14 protein-coding genes are annotated in these 17555 nt (G+C 68.6%); 2 read left to right on the forward strand and 12 right to left on the reverse strand.

Features of this window, described 5'->3' with window-relative positions; genetic code table 11:
- Window positions 1-10: 10 nt before the first annotated feature.
- The 6 genes from PZE19_RS21375 to PZE19_RS21395 all read right to left on the reverse strand — a co-directional run bounded on the left by PZE19_RS21375 (window position 11) and on the right by PZE19_RS21395 (window position 6680).
- Window positions 11-1882, reverse strand: coding sequence for an ArnT family glycosyltransferase (locus PZE19_RS21375; protein WP_277862630.1), 1872 nt, complete (start codon window positions 1880-1882; stop codon window positions 11-13).
- Window positions 1882-3579 (reverse strand): M28 family metallopeptidase, encoded by a 1698-nt coding sequence (locus tag PZE19_RS21380; RefSeq protein WP_277862631.1) that lies wholly within the window; start codon window positions 3577-3579, stop codon window positions 1882-1884. The genes PZE19_RS21375 and PZE19_RS21380 overlap by 1 nt, the downstream gene beginning before the upstream one ends.
- Before the next feature lie 167 nt (window positions 3580-3746).
- Window positions 3747-3857 carry an MFS transporter small subunit gene (locus PZE19_RS33375; RefSeq protein ID WP_438269982.1) on the reverse strand — a complete coding sequence of 37 codons (111 nt, stop codon included), beginning with the start codon at window positions 3855-3857 and terminating at the stop codon, window positions 3747-3749.
- 34 nt (window positions 3858-3891) lie between these two features.
- Window positions 3892-5319 carry an L-lactate MFS transporter gene (locus PZE19_RS21385; protein ID WP_277862632.1) on the reverse strand — a complete coding sequence of 476 codons (1428 nt, stop codon included), beginning with the start codon at window positions 5317-5319 and terminating at the stop codon, window positions 3892-3894.
- Between the two features lie 61 nt (window positions 5320-5380).
- Window positions 5381-5617 carry a hypothetical protein gene (locus PZE19_RS21390; protein WP_277862633.1) on the reverse strand — a complete coding sequence of 79 codons (237 nt, stop codon included), beginning with the start codon at window positions 5615-5617 and terminating at the stop codon, window positions 5381-5383.
- A gap of 64 nt (window positions 5618-5681) precedes the next feature.
- Window positions 5682-6680 carry a heme-binding protein gene (locus PZE19_RS21395; protein WP_277862634.1) on the reverse strand — a complete coding sequence of 333 codons (999 nt, stop codon included), beginning with the start codon at window positions 6678-6680 and terminating at the stop codon, window positions 5682-5684.
- A 386-nt stretch (window positions 6681-7066) separates the two neighbouring features.
- On the opposite strand from PZE19_RS21395, the gene PZE19_RS21400 reads away from it, so the two are divergent.
- Window positions 7067-9241 carry a beta-galactosidase trimerization domain-containing protein gene (locus tag PZE19_RS21400; protein WP_277862635.1) on the forward strand — a complete coding sequence of 725 codons (2175 nt, stop codon included), beginning with the start codon at window positions 7067-7069 and terminating at the stop codon, window positions 9239-9241.
- A gap of 14 nt (window positions 9242-9255) precedes the next feature.
- A complete protein-coding gene (locus PZE19_RS21405; RefSeq protein WP_277862636.1) occupies window positions 9256-11241 on the forward strand; it encodes an alpha/beta hydrolase in 1986 nt (661 codons plus the stop codon).
- 16 nt (window positions 11242-11257) lie between these two features.
- Here PZE19_RS21405 and PZE19_RS21410 read toward each other — a convergent pair whose 3' ends face one another.
- From PZE19_RS21410 to PZE19_RS21435, 6 genes are all read right to left on the reverse strand, one after another.
- Window positions 11258-12157 (reverse strand): SGNH/GDSL hydrolase family protein, encoded by a 900-nt coding sequence (locus PZE19_RS21410; protein WP_277862637.1) that lies wholly within the window; start codon window positions 12155-12157, stop codon window positions 11258-11260.
- A gap of 130 nt (window positions 12158-12287) precedes the next feature.
- Complete coding sequence (locus PZE19_RS21415; RefSeq protein WP_277862638.1) at window positions 12288-13337, reverse strand: DUF1559 family PulG-like putative transporter; 1050 nt, start codon at window positions 13335-13337, stop codon at window positions 12288-12290.
- A 185-nt stretch (window positions 13338-13522) separates the two neighbouring features.
- A complete protein-coding gene (locus PZE19_RS21420; protein WP_277862639.1) occupies window positions 13523-13744 on the reverse strand; it encodes a hypothetical protein in 222 nt (73 codons plus the stop codon).
- A 792-nt stretch (window positions 13745-14536) separates the two neighbouring features.
- Window positions 14537-14842 carry a hypothetical protein gene (locus tag PZE19_RS21425; protein WP_277862640.1) on the reverse strand — a complete coding sequence of 102 codons (306 nt, stop codon included), beginning with the start codon at window positions 14840-14842 and terminating at the stop codon, window positions 14537-14539.
- 20 nt (window positions 14843-14862) lie between these two features.
- Window positions 14863-16668 carry an ATP-binding protein gene (locus tag PZE19_RS33150; protein WP_277862641.1) on the reverse strand — a complete coding sequence of 602 codons (1806 nt, stop codon included), beginning with the start codon at window positions 16666-16668 and terminating at the stop codon, window positions 14863-14865.
- A gap of 63 nt (window positions 16669-16731) precedes the next feature.
- On the reverse strand, window positions 16732-17496 hold the full coding sequence (locus PZE19_RS21435) for a PspA/IM30 family protein (RefSeq protein WP_277862642.1): 765 nt from the start codon (window positions 17494-17496) through the stop codon (window positions 16732-16734).
- Window positions 17497-17555 lie beyond the last annotated feature (59 nt).

Raw genomic sequence — 17555 nt, forward strand, 5'->3', positions numbered from 1 at the left:
GCGGGGGTCCCTACCGGACGCGGAAGAGGCGGACGGGATACAGCGAGCCTCGCGGCGATCGATACAGCTCCTTGGCCTGCGACAGCCCGAGCGACGTCCGGACTTGCTCCAGGTACGGGCCCCAGGTCTCGGGGTCGACGTGCTCGGGCGGTTCGAACGAGCCCCAGAGGATGTGCGTCACCCCGTACTGCCGCGCGACCTCCTCGATCCTCGCCGCGCTGTAGTTGCGGGGCATCAAGACCGTGGGCCGGTCGGAGGCGACGCGCATCTCCCATGGGAACCAGGTCATGACGCGCGCGTCGGGAGGGACGGCGTCCGGATGGCCCTTGATCCAGTCGCCCGCCTCGCGGAGCGCGGGCCAGTGGAGCTGATAGGGCCTGGCGAACCACGAGGCGTCGTAAGCCCACGTCGGATCGGCCCAGAGGAGCGCGACGTAGGTCGCGGCCAACCAGATGTAGGCCCGACGGTCGACCTTCCAGCGGTCGACGCATGCCAGGACGCCCGCCGCGGCCGTCGGGATCATCACCAGGTAGGCGGGCAGGTAATACCGACCGAGCTGCGCGACCTGCGTGACGTCGGCGATGCTCTTGATCGTCGCCGCGACGAAGACGACGAAGATCGTCGCCGAGAGCCAGTCGACGTCCCTGCCCGGCTCGTCGCGACCGCCCTTCCGCAGCCGGTAGAGGTAGCCCGCCGCGACCGGCAGGCCGACGATCATCGTCGAGTAGACGGCGATGATGATCAGCGACTTGACCTTCACGCGGACGATCTCGGGCGCGTTCGCGCGAGTGTAGAACTGCTCGGGCCTCGTGTTCCCCTGCTCGTAGTGGTGCACGGTCCACGAGAAGTTGTACTCGAACAGGTTCGTGTACGAGTAGAACGGCCGCCCGTACTCGCGCATCGTCGCCAGCGCCCAGGGCGCGATCACGGACAGGAGGAGGCCCGCCCATAGCACGATGTAAAGCGGTCGCCGACGCAACCGGACCAGCGCGTTCAACCCCGAGGCCAGCGCCAGCGCGAGCCCCGTGTTCCGCGCCAGGATGGCGAGCCCGCCGCAGACGCCGGCCGCGAGCGTCCAGCCGAGCGTCGCCCCGGTCCTCGCGCTGTTCCAGACCTCGGCGATCGTCCAGACGGCCAGGATCGCCGTGAGCGCGACGAGGCTCTCGCGGAGCACGAAGCCCGCATAGATCGCGTGGACCGGGAGAACGGCGAGGATCGCGATCGACGCGAGCGCGACCTCAGGCCCGAACCGACGGCGGGCCAGGCCGTAGAGCGCCGGGAAGGCGAGCAGGTTGACGACGAAGCTCGTCCCTTTGGCCGCCGCGACCGTCGCGTCGAACGACGCCCCCGGCGCGACGCCGACCAGCCGATAGACCGCCGCGCGGACGTAGGCGTCGAGCGGCGTGGCCCAGTCGTCGAGGACCCCCTGATTGCTGCGGATCCGCGGATAGTCGTTGAAGAAGCTCTCGACGTAGTGCTTGACCGGCCCCTCGCCGCGGTAGACCGACGTCGCGACCTCCAGGTAATGGCTGCTGTCGCCCGGCACGAGCGGGACGTTGCCGCCGCAGATCCAGGCCGCCGCGCGGATGACGTATCCGACCCAGAAGATCGCCAGCGCCCAGCGCGCCTCGCGCCCCAGCCGGGGGGACGCGATCAGCCCGAGCGCCGCCGCGGCGGTCGCGATCGCCAGGTGCCAGCGCACGAGGACGAGCTGCGACGGCCGCCGGACGCGGGCCAGCATCGGGACCTCGTAGAACTGGTGGGCGACGAAGTCGAACGCGGGCTCGACCCAGCCGAACGACCGGTCGGCCCAGGCTCCCACGACGATCAGGGCGATCAGCCCGAACCCCGCCCCGACGCGGCGGGTCGATGAGCCGTCCATCAAGGCTTGGCCGCCTTGAGCATGGCTTCACGCCGGGCCTTGAACTCGCTGTCGGGCTTCCATTCGGGCCAGCGGTCGCCGTCGGCCACGCGGACGCCGACCTCCAGCATCAGCCGGGCGTCCTCGACGGCCCCGGTGAGGTCCCAGTCGGGTTTGATCTGGTCGCTGGGCTTGTGGTAGTCGTTCTTGGTGTACTCGTCCTGCTTCTGCTGGCCGTAGCCCGGCGCCTTGCCGATGTAGTCGCGGCCCCCCTCGGGATCGAGCGCGGGGACCCCCTTCTTGGCGAACTCGAAGTGGTCGGAGCGGTAGTACGCCCCCTTCTCGGGCTCGGCGTCGGGCTTGACGACCCGGCCTTTCGCCCCGGCCAGCTCGATCAGCAGGTCGTCGAGGTTCGACTGGCCCATGCCGATGCTGATCACGTCCTTGGTCGGGCCCCAGGCGTTGATGCCGTCGATGTTGATGTTCGCCAGCGTCTTGTCGAGAGGATAGAGCGGATGGCCCGCGTAGTACTTCGAGCCTAGTAGGCCCTTCTCCTCGGCGGTGACGAACAGGAAGAGGGTCGACCGCCTGGGCGGCGGGGCGAGTTTGGTGATGCCCTCGGCGATCTCCAGCACGGTCGCCACCCCCGAGGCGTTGTCGATCGCGCCGTTGTAGATCGGGTCGCCCTCGGCCTTGGCGTCGCGGCCGAGGTGGTCCCAGTGGGCCGTGTAGACGACGTACTGGTCCTTGAGCGCCGGGTCGGCGCCCTCGACCTTGGCGACGAGGTTCCGCGACTGGACCTTGCGCAGGCTCGTCTTGATGGTGAACTCGGCCTTGGCGTTGAGCGGGACGGGCTGGAACGCCCGGTCGAGCGCGGCCTTCTTGAGCGCCGCGAGGTCCTGGCCGCAGGCCTGCAGCAGCTTGCCGGCCGTCTCGACGTCGACCCAGCCCTCGACCGCCGATCGGGGCGGGACGCCCTCCTGCGGGGGCTCGTCGATGCCGAAGTTCTCGCGGCTCCAGCTCCCCTGGACCACCGAGAACGGGTAGCCGGCCGGGCCTTCCTCGTGGATCAGGATCGCGGCGGCGGCGCCCTTCTCGGCGGCGATCTCGTACTTGTACGTCCAGCGCCCGTAGTACGTCATCGCCTTGCCCTTGAACATCGCCGGGTCGAGCGCGTTCGGGTCTTTTGGGTCGGGGACGGCCGGGTCGTTGACGAGCATGATCAGCGTCTTGCCCCTGAGGTCGACCCCCTTGTAGTCGTCCCAGCCGTACTCGGGCGCGACGACGCCGTAGCCGACGAAGACGGCGTCCGAGTTCTCGACCTTCACCTCGGGGGCGAGCCGCCGCGAGACCGCGACGAAGTTCTTGGGGAACTCCAGCCCCAGCTCGCCGTTGGGCGCGTGGAACGCGCCCCGGACCTCGGTCGCCTGGAAGCCGACGAGCGGCACGGCCTGCTCATAGGTGCCGTCGGGATTGCCCGGCTTGAGCCCCATCGCCTTGAGCTGCTCGACGAGGTAGGCGGCCGTCTTCTCCTCGCCCGGCGTCCCGGGTCCGCGGCCCTCGAACTCGTCGGAGGCCAGGACGCCGATCCGCTTGAGGATCCCGTCCGGCTGGATCGCTTCCAGCGCCGGCTTCAGCCGATCGTCGGCCGCCGCGGCGACCGAAAGCCCTAGAACGACCGCCGCTATCGCGAGCGCCCCCCCGACGTGGAATCTCATGGACCTCGCTCCTCGCCCGAACCCCGTCCCGACCCGTCGCGGCCGCCGCCCTGGCCAGGCCGCAAAACGACCATGATACGCGGCGAAGGGCCGGCTGGCGATGCCCCGCCTTCCGCGAGATTTTCGTCGGAGAGTTGCCCGGCTTCGGCGGCCCCGTGGCTCGCGCCTCAGCGTTGAAAGAGCGGCAGCGACTTGGTCAGGCTCTGGAAGACGCCCCAACCCAAGGGGATCAGCACGAGGCCCCACGCGAGGGCGAGGCGGAACGGCGAGGACTTCACGACTCAGGCTCCTTCGTCGAACGTCGGGACGAGGTCAGGCCGCCGAGGGGGCTTCGCGGTGGTGGAGGCGCTCCTCGACGGGCCGGATGAGCAGGTTGCAGGCCAGGCCGACCAGCAGGAGCGCGGCCATCAGGTACATCGTCGCGTTGTACGCCTCGGCGCGGGGGACGCCGTGCTCGATCCGGTAGGTCGAGATGTAGTTGACGAGCTGGGGGCCCAGGACCGCGGCCATCGACCAGGCGGTGATGAGGCGGCCGTGGATGGCCCCCAGGTGCATCGTGCCGAACAGGTCGCGGAGGTAGGCGGGGGTCGTCGCGAAGCCGCCGCCGTACATGGAGATGATGAGCGCCGTCAGCAGCACGAAGAGCGGCACGCTCTGGCGGGCCTGGGCAATCGGCACCAGGGCGTACAGGACGGCTCCCAGCAGGAAGAAGACGCAGTAGATCCCCTTCCGCCCGATGTAGTCCGACGCCGACGACCAGACGAGCCGGCCGGACATGTTCGCCAGGCTGAGCAGCCCCGCGAATCCGCCGCCCACCGCCGCCGGGACGCCGAACATGTCCTGACAGATCAGCGAGGCCTGGCCCAGGATCCCGATCCCGGCCGTGACGTTCATGCAGAGCACGACCCAGAGCAGCCAGAACTGGGGCGTCTTCCAGGCGTGGTCGAGCGAGACGTCCGCGTGCGTGACCAGGCCCTTCGGCTTCGCGGCGGGGACGAACCCCTCGGGACGCCAGCCCGGGACGGGGACGCGAATCGTGAACGCGCCGAACATCATCATGGCGAAGTAGGCGAGAGCCATGACGACGAACGCCTCCTGCACGCCGACCGACGCGGCCGACTTGAACGCGCCCATCAGCTCGACGCCCAGCGGAGCGCCGATGAGCGCGCCGCCGCCGAAGCCCATGATCGCCAGGCCGGTCGCCAGGCCCGGCCGGTCGGGGAACCACCTGACGAGGGTCGACACCGGCGCGATGTAGCCTAGACCCAGTCCGACGCCCCCGAGCACGCCGTATCCCAGGTAGAGCAGCACCAAGCTGTGCAACGAGACGGCCAGGCTCGCCAGCAGCAGGCCGCCGCAGAAGCAGCAGGCCCCCGCGCAGATGGTCTTCCTCGGCCCGATCCGCTCGACCCAGCGACCGAGGAAGGCGGCCGACAGCCCGAGCATGATGAGGGCGATCGAATAGCACCAGCCCACCTGCGGGATGGTCCAGTCGCGGCCTTCGACGGAACTCGTCACGCCGACGACGCGGGTCAGCGGCACGTTGAAGACGCTGAAGCCGTAGACCTCGCCGATGCACAGGTGGACGGCCATCGCCGCGGGCGGAATCAGCCAGCGGTTGAACCCGGCCGGCGCGATCGTGCGCCGACGATCGAGGAGGCTGGGCGGCGTCGCGGGCGGGCGTTCAGATAGGGTCTCGACGAAACCCTCGGCGGCCGTCGTGGTTTCCTCGGGAGGCATGAACCATTTCCTGGTGGGTGGGAACGACCGTCGCTCTTCGCAGGGACGTCGGGGAAATCGTTCAGTTCCGGCCGAGAAAAAGCCACAGGACGTTGACCCAGAGCAAGAACGCCGTGCCGAAGATCGGGATCGACGCCATGCACCCGAGGGCGCCGAGGATCGTCCAGGCGTAGGAGCCCGGGCCGTCCGCCCGCCGATAGATGCGGACGACCCAGCCGAGGCAGACCCATTGCAGGGCTCCCCATGTTACCAGCCCGGCGGCCGCGAGGATCAGGAAGAGGTATGTCGAGTAAAACACGGCTCTTCTCCAGCCGGAGGGACGCGAGGACGTCGCAACGACGCCTTCCGTGCGCACGGCTCGATCATTTCGCCTTGTCGACAGGCCGGATCGGGATCTGGACTTCGAAGAACTGGCGATCGGCCGGGGTCATCGGGCCGTGATAGCCGAGCATTCGGGGCGCCCCCGACTCGACCCATTCGGCCTTGTGCTCGTCGAGCCAGGCCCGCAGTTTGGCGATCGACTCGCGGAAGCCCGCGTCGCCGGGCCGGCCCAGGAGTCCCAGGCTGACGACGGTCGCCGCCGGCCGATCCTCGACGGCCACCGGGCCGAATCCCTGGCCGGCTTCGCCCTGGGTCGGTTGTCGGTAGAGGAACTCCATCGAGACGTCGCCCTGGGCCTCGGCGGCCGGGGCCGCCTTGGGGTCGAAGGTCATGACGACCGGCGCGGTCATGGCGATCTTCTTCTGGGTGATGTGCAGGAAGAGCGGCCAGAACAGCCGGCCCATGCCGTCCATGTCGACGTCCTTGGTCCGATTCACGGCGCTCCGGTAGGCCGGGTAACGCTTGACCTCGATCGCCCCGACCTTGGTGCCGCTCGGCCAGCCTTCGGGCAGCGGGGCGTCGGCGGTGGGCTCGTCGGCCTTGGGCTTGGGCTTGGCGTCCGAGGGCTTGCGCTTCAGCGTGGTCAGGAACTGCTCGAAGCCGACCTGCTCGAACGCGTCGGGACGGTCGCCTTCGGGCCGGAAGCAGAAGACGAACGTATCGTCGTTCTCGAACTTGTAGATCCCCTTCGACGTCTTGTCCTTGGCGTCGTCGGGTCCCTCGACGATCTTCAGGTCGATGGTCTTCGACGGCTTGGCCGCGGGGTCGAGCGAGACCTCCATCGTGTAGGACCGGGACGGGGCCTTGATCTTGAGGGTCTTGCCCTCGAAGACGTAGGTCGCGGCCTCGCCGCCGGCGGCGGTCGTGGTCCAGGTCCCTTCCAGCTTCTTGAGGTCGCCTTCGGCGTCGTCGCCGCGCGCGTTCATCGCGTTCATGACCGCTGCGGCGGCCAGCGCCGGCAGCAGGGCTCGCATACGCATCGTCGTCATCTCCTCCGCAGGGCCGGATCCCGTCGGCTGCGGTTGCGGAAGGCCCGACGAGGCGGACGCGACCGCTTCACCCCGCGCCCCTCGGTTTCGAGCCGGCGAAAGGCTCCGCGCGAGCCTCCCCGGCCACCCGACCTTGCACTGCATGGTAAACGTTGGCAGGCCGACGTCAAAGGCCCTGGCGAGGGGCTTCGCGGCCGAGGCGAGCGAGAGTGAACGCGGTCCCGGACCTCGCGGAGATGGTTCTTCCGCGAGGATCCGAGCCCGACCGGCGTCGCCTCGGGCCGCTTGTATGTGGGGCGGCGAGGGGATTTAATCGCTCCATCCGCGAAACGGTTTCGCTCGACGCCTCGCCTCTCCTTCCTCTCTGGGACGCCCCGATGACGACGCGTTTCCTGCGGCTCACGGCCCTGATCGGCCTCCTGGCGACGGGCGCGACGGCGCTCGGCGGCGACGAGCTTCCCTGGTATCGTCGTCTTCTGGTCGGCATGGAGGTCGGCCCGACCGGGGCCCAGTTCGGCTCGGACCCGTCCGACGTCGGCTATGCGGCCCGATTCAACGGCCGCGACGTCGTCCGCCGCTGCGTGGAGGCGGGGGCCGAGTACGTCGTGATCTGGGCCCGAGACGGCGAGTACGCCTATTACGATTCGAAGGTCGTCGCCAAATGCCCCGGCCTGGGCGGGCGCGACGTGCTCCGCGAGACCGTCGGCGAGGCGGCGAAGCACGGCCTCCCCGTCATCGCCTACTGCGTCGTGCAGCAAGGCGGCGCCTACCTGGCGTCGCACCCCGAGTTCGCCATGCGCGGGGCCGACGGCGCGATCATCCCGGGTCGCTTCTGCCTCAACTCGGGCTACCTCGAAACGCTCAAGGCCCTGACATCCGAGATGCTCGCCTACGGGATCGACGGCTTCCACGTCGACATGCTCGACCAGGGGTTCGGGGCCCCGTACGGCTGCTGGTGCGACGCCTGCCGCAAGCTCTTCGAGGCCGAGTACCACGTCGCCCAACCCGCCGGCGCGACCTGGGACGAGTCTTGGGACCGCATGCTCGCCTTCCGGTACGACACGAGCCGGCGGTTCATGAGGGCCCTCTACCGCCACGTCAAGGATCAGAGGCCCGCCGCGACGGTCGACTTCAACTATCACGGCAACCCGCCCTTCTCCTTCGAGGTCGGCCAGCGCCCGGTGCAGCACGGCGGCAACAGCGACTTCTTGACGGGCGAGACCGGCGTCTGGGGCTTCAGCAGCCTCGGGGTCGGCCTGAACGCCGAGTTCTACCGAGCCGCAACGCCGGGGCAGCCGTTCCAGGTCGCCATCCAGCGCGGGGTGCGGATGTACCACGACCAGACGACCCGGCCGCTCAACGACATCCGCTGGGAGCTGGCGACGCTCCTGGCCCACGGGGCCTTCGTGACCATGGTCGACAAGACCGGATACGACGGCGGCCTCGACCCCGTCGCCTACCGCCGCATCGGCGCCGCGTTCCGCGAGGCCAAGGGCGGCCGGGCGAGCCTGGCGGGCGCCCCGATCCAGGACGTCGCGATCTACTTCTCGTCCCGGACGCGCGACTGGTACGGCCGCGAGCAGCCCGCACGCGCCTTCCGCGCGTTCCAGGGGGCCCATCGCGCGATGGTGATGGAGCACATCCCCTGGGGCGTCGCGCTCGACGAAAACGCGACGGCCGAATCGTTGGCGAAGTTCCCCGTCGTGATCCTGCCCAACGCGGCGATCCTCTCGAAGGACGAGGTCGTCAGCCTGCAGCGCCACGTCGAATCGGGAGGCCGGCTGATCGTCACTGGTTGGAGCGGCCTGCTCGGCTGGCGCGGCGAGTCGCAGGAACGGTCGTCGCTCGAAGACCTGATCGGCGCCCGGCTCGTGCGCCGGCTCGACGGCGAGGACAACCACGTCCGTCTGCCGGCCGACGCCCCTTCGCCGCTGGGCGAGGGCATCGAGGCCGGCTGGTCGTTCCTGGTGGAAGGCCCGGCCGCGGTCTACGAGCCGACGACGGCGACGCCGATCGGCGAGCTGCTATCGCCCCATCGTACGGTCCGTCAGAAGCAGGGCAAGGAGGGGACCGGCTGGCCGATGAGCGCGGGCGAGGTGGTCGGCCCCGCCGTCCTGCTCCACGACGTCGGCAAGGGCCGCGTCCTGACGTTCGCCGGTTCGCCCGACGCCGCGTTCGCGAGCGAGCACCCGATCGTCGAGGCCCGAAAGCTGCTCGCGAACGCGGTCCGCCTGCTCCAGCCCTCGCCCCGCGTGCGGGTTCAGGCCCCGACCTACGTCGAGTCGGTCGTGACCGACGACCCAGGCTCGCGGACGATCCGCGTCCACCTGATCGCCGCCGTGCCGAGCCCGACGACGACGCCGGGCTCGAACCGGCCCTACGTCATCCCCGGCCTGATCGAAGACGCGCCCACGTTCCGGGCCCGGATCAGCCTGGCGACGCCCCCCTTGAAAGCCCGCGTCGCGAACCCGACCTCGGTGGTGACGTTCGACGCGACGGGCGTCTCCGCCCTCGTCGACGACGTCCACGACGTCGTCATCATCGAATATTGAGAGGGCCTTCCACGATGACGAGTTGGACGACGATCGCCGCGGGATTGGTCATGCTCCTCGCCATCGGGTCGACGGCCCACGCCTGGCAGGTGCCCGAGAGCGCGCGGCTGTACACGCCGACGCAGGCCGAGCGTGCGACGATCGAGGAGAAGATCGCCGAGCTGGGCCGGGCCCTGGATGTGGCCAGGGCGAGGAGGGAGGCCGCGGGGTTTGACGGCGCCGACGCCGTGGCCGACGCCGAGATCGCGCACAAGGTGGCCGTCTGGGCCTTGAAGTTCCAGGAGTTCTTCGACGCTCGCGACGTCGGCCGGACGCTCAGGGTCCTCGACAAGGGGCTCGATCGCGCCCGGGCGCTCGCCGAAGGTCGGAGGCCCTGGGCCTGGGCGGAAGGAGGGACGGTCCGGGGCTATCGATCGCGGATCGACGGCTCGGTCCAGCCTTATGCGGTCGTCCTCCCGAAGGTGCAAGAGCCCGACGGCGGGCCGTCGCGGCTCGACGTGGTGCTCCACGGCCGCGACGCGCGGCTCAGCGAGGTCCGGTTCTTCGACGCCCACGACGGCGAGCCGGCCGCCGACGGGCAGACCAGCATGGTCCTGCACGTCTACGGGCGGGGCAACAACGCCTTTCGCTGGGCCGGCGAGACCGACGTGCTCGAGGCCATCAGGGCAGTTCGCATCATCTACCGGGTCGACAGTCGCCGGATCGTACTCCGCGGCTTCTCGATGGGCGGCGCAGGGGCCTGGCACCTGGGGTTGCACCATCCCAGCCGCTGGTCGTCGGTGGAGGCCGGCGCGGGGTTCACCGAGACGATCCGCTACGCCAAGCTCGTCGACCCTTCCGAGACCACCCGCAAGCTCCTGAGGATCTACGACGCCGTCGACTACGCCCGCAACGCCTACAACGTCCCCGTCGCGGGCTACGGCGGCGAGGTCGATCCCCAGGCCCAGGCCTCCCTGAATATCCTCGAAGCGCTCCAGGCCCAGGGGGTCGCGATGGAGACGAAGGGGTTGGTGACGACGGCCGTCGGTCCAGACTTCCGACGGATCGTGGGCAAGGGCATGGGGCACGCCGTCGACAAGGACAGTGCGGCGCAGTTGAAGGCCTTCCACGACGAGCGCGCCGCACGGGGATCCGACCGCCTTCCCCGCCGGATCCGGTTCGTCACGTACACCCTGAAATACCCGGAGGTCGGCTGGCTCAAGATCCTTCGCCTGGGCCAGCACTACGTCCCCGCCACGCTGGACGCCGACCTTCAGGGCGACGTGGCGGACGTCAAGACCAAGAACGTCGCCGTCCTGTCGGTGGTGCGTCGCCCCGCGGAGACGGTCCGCCTGGACGGCCGAGAATTCCCGCTCCCCGGCGAGGCCGGCGAATCAGCCGAAGCCGTCTTTCGCCGGGGGCGTGACGGCTGGCGTCCGCTCGACGCCGAGCAGGTGCGGGGCGTCAAGACGAACATCGCACGCGTGAAGCATCCGGGCGTCCAGGGGCCGATCGACGACGCGTTCACGGACGCGTTCCTCTGCATCCGCGGCACCGGACGCCCGGCCAACCCTCGGGTCTGCGAGTGGGCCGAGGCGCGGCTCGTCCGCTTCGCCGCCGAATGGGAGCGCTGGATGCGCGGGACTTTGACCATCAAGAACGACGTCGACGTCACCGCACAGGACGTCGCAAACCACAACCTGATCCTGTTCGGCGACACGGGGGCGAACTCCTGGATCAGGGACCTCGCGCCGGAGATCGGCCTCACCTGGAACGCCGACGAGTGCCAGCTCCGCGGCGGCGTCTACCCGGCCCAGGATCACGCCCCCGTCCTGATCCAGGCCAACCCGCGCAATCCACTCCGCTACGTCGTGATCAACACGGGCCCCACCTTCGGCGCACGCGAGTTCCAGGGGACGAACGCCCTTTTGTACCCCCATCTTCCCGACTTCGCGGTCTTCCGCATCGGCCCTTCGGAACAGGTCGTCGCGGAAGGATTCTTCGACGAGCAATGGAAGTGAAAGGAGCCGCGAACGGCTATTTGCCGCCAGCTGTCACAGGATTCCCGGCCCCTTCGAAGAAGGATATGAGGATCTTCGACAGGACCTGCTCGCCGTATTCGTTGGCGTGGACCTCGTCGCGGTAGAAAAGGTGGGGATGGACGCCCGCCGAGCGGATGTATTCGGCCCAGGGGGTCGTCATGTCCAGGTAGGCGCAACGCTCCTCGACGGCCAGGGGCTTGAGGGCCTTTCCGTATTCGCCGGTCCCCGAGTGGGCGGCGCGGGCCAGCTCGTCGGGAACGCGGGGGTCAGCAGTGCCGAAGGCGCCGGTGAAGAGCAAGATCTCCACGTCGGGACGGATCGCGCGGAGCTGGTGGACGACCTCGCGGATGCTGGCGACGTCCTTCTGGCTGATGCCGCCGATCAGGACCAGGTCGGGCTTGAGCGGGCCGATGAATCGGGCGACGCGACTCTCTTCCTTGTAATGCTGGCAGCCCCCGCCGCCCCGAACATAGACTCTGGCCTCGATACTGGCCTTCGGGTAGGCCTCGCGGAGCTTCGCCACCCACGCCGAGCGCATGGTGTCGTTCACGATGCTGTCGCCGACCGCCAGCAAACGGAGCGAGCCCCCCTCGGCCAGGATCCGGCGCGTGCGGCTCAACGGACCCCAGTCGTGCGTTGGCGGGGCGAAGCGGCCCGAGGGCATCTCGGCCTGGATCTTGACGATCTGGGAGAGCGAGCGCTCGGGGGTGGAGGAGAGGTGATATCCCTCTTCCGGCTGGGAGCCGTCCCGGGCCGGTTCATCGGCCGGATATTTCGCGGGCAAGGCCCCTTGCTTGGGGAAGGTCACGGGCGAGTCGGCCTTGAGGTCCCCGGCGGCGGCACGAGTCGAGACGACCAGGCCGAGGATCAGGCAGGCGGAGAGCCGGGGTCGCATGGCTGTTCATCCTCAGGACGCGGCCGGGCCGCGCGCGAAACATCGCTCCGGCTCGAGTGCGGCCGGCGTGGATGCCCGCCGGCCGCGACTCGTCCCCGGAGCGATCGGGATGGACCTTACCCGGTCGGGATCAGAAGCTGTCCGAGCTGACGACCTCGCCGCCGCTCCGAGTGCCGAGCGCCCACCAGGTCGGTCGGCTGATCGAGTCCTTGATGAACCGGACGCTGCCGTCGCCGAACGCGACGTTGACGCCGCCGGCGTGGTTGCTGGACAGGCCGTACGAATAGCCATAGCTCGGGTCGCAACCGCCGCCGCAGCCGAAGCGGCAGCCGTTGAACTTCAGCTCGTTCGGCGTCTGGAGGACGTTGAACATCGAGTATCCCGTCGCCGAGTAGCCCCAGCGAAAGCCGCGGGCGCTCGAGATGCTGCCGTTCGTCGTGTTCCTGGACGCGATGGCGCAGGTCTGGAGGTCGGCGATGACGTCCGCCATGCGCGACGAGCCGTCGAGCACGTACCCCGTCACCTTCGCACCGCTGGCGCCCAGCTCCATGTTCCCCCGATACGCGCTGGTCGTGCCCGCGTTGTCGCCCGTGAGCGACTCGCCGAAGGCGACGGTGTTCGACGATCCGTCCGTGCAGTCCGCGACCGTGTAGATCGTGTACTGGCAGTAGAGTCCGCTGCTCTGCGAGGGCTGGTTCGACTCGAAGCCGCCCTGCTCGACGGTCGTCCCGTATGAGGCGTAGTAGCTGTTGATGTTGGCCTTGCCGGCGAATCCGTCCGAGGGGCAGAGGAAGGCGTTGATGACGGCGTCGGAGACGGTGGTGTTCATGACGTATCCCGCACCGCCGATCGTGGGCGACCAGCTGAAATTGGCGGCGTTGTAGAGCGGCGCCTGCTCCATGTAGCCCAGCAACATGGCCTGGGCGCTCCAGCTGCTCCAGGGATGGAAGTCCCCGGGGCCGCCGAACGCGTTCTTCGAACCGGCGAGCGGGAAGCACCCGACCGAGCTGTGATAGTTGTGCGCCGCCAGGCCGATCTGCTTCAGGTTGTTGATGCATTGCGACCGCCGGGCCGCCTCGCGCGCCGACTGGACGGCGGGCAGGAGCAGGGCGATCAGGACGGCGATGATGGCGATCACAACCAGCAGTTCGATGAGCGTGAATCCACGACGAGATTGCAAGGGCGACTCCTCTCGACGAAATATGGGGAAAATACGATACGACCGGACGAAACGCCGCTTCCCGCTACCTCGCGAAGTCGGTTTAGGAGAGTAGCGATGAGAACCTCGCGAGGCGCCCGTAATTCCCTGGCTCGGCCTCACTTCGGCGGGAGAGGGGATGATCCCACCCCCCTCCGAAGTGCGGCTCACTGGATGCTGTTCGCGGCCTTCTTGCCCGCCGACCCGTAGGCCCCGCCCTTCATGGCGTCCTTCAGCCCCTGGTTCTTCGCGGAGACCTCCTCGGGACTCGAGTAGACCGTGGTCCCGGTTTTCGGGGTCGAATCGCCGCAGCCGAAGAGCAGGCAGGCCGCCCCGAGGAAGAGGACCCCGAACGAGGCCTTAAGGATGAACGAATGCGTCGAAGACATGCAGCATCACTCCTGAGAGAGAAGGACGGACCACGAAATCCGGTCTCACGCTCGCGAGACTCGACACCCCCGATACGCCGACCGCCGGCGCGCAGGGCGAACCATGAGGGAGACTTCCAGAGGAGGGGGCGATGCACCCCCACCATCGTTCTGCGGGCCGTGGCACGAGAAGAATCCTGTCGGAGTCCATTCTCGTCACGAAAGGCGAGGCGACTGAAGCAAGGAGGCTCAAAGAAGGCTTGGCTCGTCCGGAGCAGCGGCGTCGCGGTCGACGGTGCCAATCGCTCGCGGCCCCGGCACTTCGGGAAGGCTGAAGGGTAATTCCCAAAAGGGTAAAGGGCGACTCGCCCCGAGTCCAACGGAAAATCCCGACAGAATGTGACCCGGGTCGAAAGATGGATGGATCATGGTATGGTCGATATGCCGGCCGGTCATGCGGGCGAAACGCCCATGCGGCATCGCGACTCGTCGAATCGTCTCTCAAGTCCAGACCGCGAAGAACCGAGGCCCTGACGCAGTCGCCTCGACGCCTGCGATCATCCATAAAAGAGTGAAGGCTCGCGACGAGGAGGGTCTTCGGCCCGACGAGGGACGTGAGATCGGGCCGCAGGGAATCGCCCAAGGACGTGGGGCGACGGATGAAGAAGGGAGAGGATGGAAGGCGAGTCGGGCGGGGTCGATTGCCGGGCCGCGCCGCGATTTCCAGGGGCGGGGAGGGGGACCGAGACGAGTCGTCGGCGGCTCCATCCGCTCGACGGCTCGCTTCTCGGGAGCGATTCGCGGCTCTCGTCCTCAGCCCCGGAACTTGGTCTTGGGGGCGGCTTCGAGGAGGCCGTGCAGGGTGTGCATGATGTTGTAGGCCGTCAGCTCGCAGAGGAGTCGGGTGACCTGCTCGTGAAGCGCCGGGTCGAGCTCGGGCTCGATCTTCTTCATGAGGGCGACGACGCGCTCCTCCTGGTGCTCGAGCTCGTGCTTCTCGATCTTGCCGTCGGCCATGGCGGACATGAAGCCGCCGAGCTTCTCGGCGTATTCGTGGACCAGCGGCGCCTCGCCTTCGTCGTCCAGCCAGGGCGTCCGGTGCTTCTTCGCGTTCGACATCGCGTGTCTCCCCGTTCGGTTCATTCTTCGATGACGCGCCGGATGGCGGCCATGCGTTCCTGGAGTTTGGCCCGGGCGTCGGGCTGGTTCAAGCGGTCCTTCCACTCGGTGGGAAGGAACGACTTCGACGTGCACTCGAGCACCGCCGCCAGCTCCTGCTTCTCCTTCTCGAGCCCCTGGGCGGAGGGCACGAAATCGTCGAGCGCGTGCGCGAGGTCGTCGGCCGTCGCCTGCTCGCGGCTCTGGGTGAGGGCCAGCCGCTTGGCCGACAGGACGATGCTCTCGATGTCGGCCCCGCTGAAGCCGTGCTTCGAGAGGCCCTCGGGCAGCAACGCGGGGTCGAGGCGGAACTTGTTCTTGCGCGCCATGGCGAGGAACATGGTGCGCACCTCCTCGTCGTCGGGCGGGTTGAACAGCGGAAGGTGGACCTCGGCGCGGCCCTGGCGTTTCAGGTCGATCGGCAGCAGGTCGGGCCGGCTGGTGAGCAGCATCCAGATGAGCTTGCCGCGATAGCGGGTGTCGCCCATCTGGCTGGCGATCATCGAGAAGACGCGGCTGGACGTCCCCGAGTCGCCGCCCCCTTCGCGGTTGCCGAGCGCGGCGTCGGCCTCGTCGATGACGACGACGACCGGCCCCATCGCGCGGAGGACGTTCAGGAGCTGTTCCAGGTTCCCCTCGGTCTCGCCGACGTACTTCGAGCGGAAGTTGCGGAGTTTGACGCAGGGGACGCCCACCGATCCCGCGAAGCACTCGGCCAGGTAGGTCTTGCCGGTCCCCACGGGGCCGCAGATCAGATAGCCCATCGGCGCGGCGTCGAGCCGGCCCTTCGCCAGGAGCTTCGCGTCCTCGATGAGGCGTTGCTTGACCCCTTCGTTGCCGACGAAGTCGTCCATCGTCGTGGGGGGCTCGACGAACTCGACCAGGCCGCGGGCCTGGCGCTCGATGAGGCCTTTTTTGAGCTTCTTGAGGCTGTCGGCGTCGAGCTTGACGTGGGCGCGCTCGGCGAGCACCAGCAGCCGTTCCAGGCTGACCAGGTTCAACCCGCTGGTGAGGTCGGCGAGCTGCTCGGGCGTGAAGTCGGTCAGGTTCCCGAGCTTGCCGTCGCGGCCGTCGAACCACTCGGCGAAGGCCTTGCGCTGGACGACGTCGGGCATCGGCACGGCGAGCGCCGAGACGTGGGGGCTGCCGACCAGCCGCTCGTTGACCTCGCTGAGCTGATCGGACAGCAGGCAGAAGGACATGTTGTTGCGCTTGATGTACGGGTTCTGCGCCCAGGAGAGCAGCCGAACCAGGCGCGACCCCAGCGGCCCGGAGAGCTGGGCCAGGTCGCTCGACGGCGCCAGATACTGCGCGTGGTCGAAGACGACGGCGATGCTCAGCCGCTTGGCGGGGTCGGTCTCCATCAGGTTGGACTGGATCAGGCGGTCGAGCAGGTCGAGGATCGCGTCCGGGTCGCGGGGCCAGGCCTTGGGCTCGCCGATCCGCTCGGAGAGGCGTGAGACCATCTTGCGCAGGCGGTCGCCGTCGCTGCCGGCGAAGACGCGGAGGCCGTGGCTGAGGTCGTGACGCAGGACGACGTCCCAGTTGCCGAAGAGTTGGGACGTCAGGAAATCGGCGACGCTGCCGTAGGTCACGGGCGGGTCGTCGGACTGGCGGACCAGGTCGTGGACGTTGCCGTGGAGGACGAACAGGCAGCTCGCGCCGGCGTAGAACTGCTCGGCGAAGTCGCGGGCCCAGCCCGGGAACCAGGCCGGGACCGCCGCGGACTTCTCGACGTTCAGCAAGGCCGGCGCGACGGCCTCGACGGCCGATGGATCGATGCTCACGGAATCACCACGCCCCGTTAGGGTCTCGGTCTCCAAGGTCCCGTCGCCCGACCGCCGTACGAGTCAGGGAAGCTCGGGGAGCGGTTCGAGTTGCTTGGTCCGCGCGGGGCCGAGCTGCTTGTCGGCCGGTCCCGCGCCGACGGTCTCGGGCGTCGCCAGCCCCTGCTCCTTCTCGAAGTCCTTGAGCGCGTCCTCGGCGAGGTTCTTCTCGATGGCCATCTCGCGCTTGATGTCCTCGACGCCCTCGCCCGAGAGGTCGGCGGCCACGCGGACCCGGCCCCGGTTGCGGTCGATCTGGTCCTGGATGACCTGCTCGGCCTGGCCGAAATCGGTCGTGACGTTGAAGTTGAACTGGGTCGCGATCTGCGACAGCTCGGCCTCGGCCCGGCTCATCTTGAGGTCGGCGTCGTACTTGGTGATCTTGTGCTTGACGCTCTCGAGCTTCTCGACCGCGTTCTTGATCTTCAGCAGGTTGTTCTGATACGCCTGCTCGTGGAGCTGGAGCTGCTTCTCGTTCTCGGCCATGTCCTCCTTGGCGCGGCGGAGGTCGAGGGCGAACTTGGCGGCCCCTTCGCGGTCGCCGGCGTTGAGGAAGGCCTTGACCTTGGCCTCGAGCGTGGAGACCACCTTGGTCTGGTTGTCGACCTGCCTCTGAACCCGCTCGACCAGCGCGCGATACTGGGCCAGGCCCTCGCGGCCTTCCTTCAGCTGCGCGACGGAGCGGTCGTACTCGAGCTGCATCTCGGCGATCGGGTCGTACCCCCGGATCGCGTTGGCGAGCTTGTTGAACTGGGCGGAGATGGCGTTCCAGAGTTTCCCGAGGATCATGGCGTCACCCGTGCTGAGACATGATGCGATAGGGTACGTGACGTAACATCTTAGATCAG

It is taken from the genome of Paludisphaera mucosa, assembly GCF_029589435.1.
Classification (GTDB): Bacteria; Planctomycetota; Planctomycetia; order Isosphaerales; family Isosphaeraceae; genus Paludisphaera; species Paludisphaera mucosa.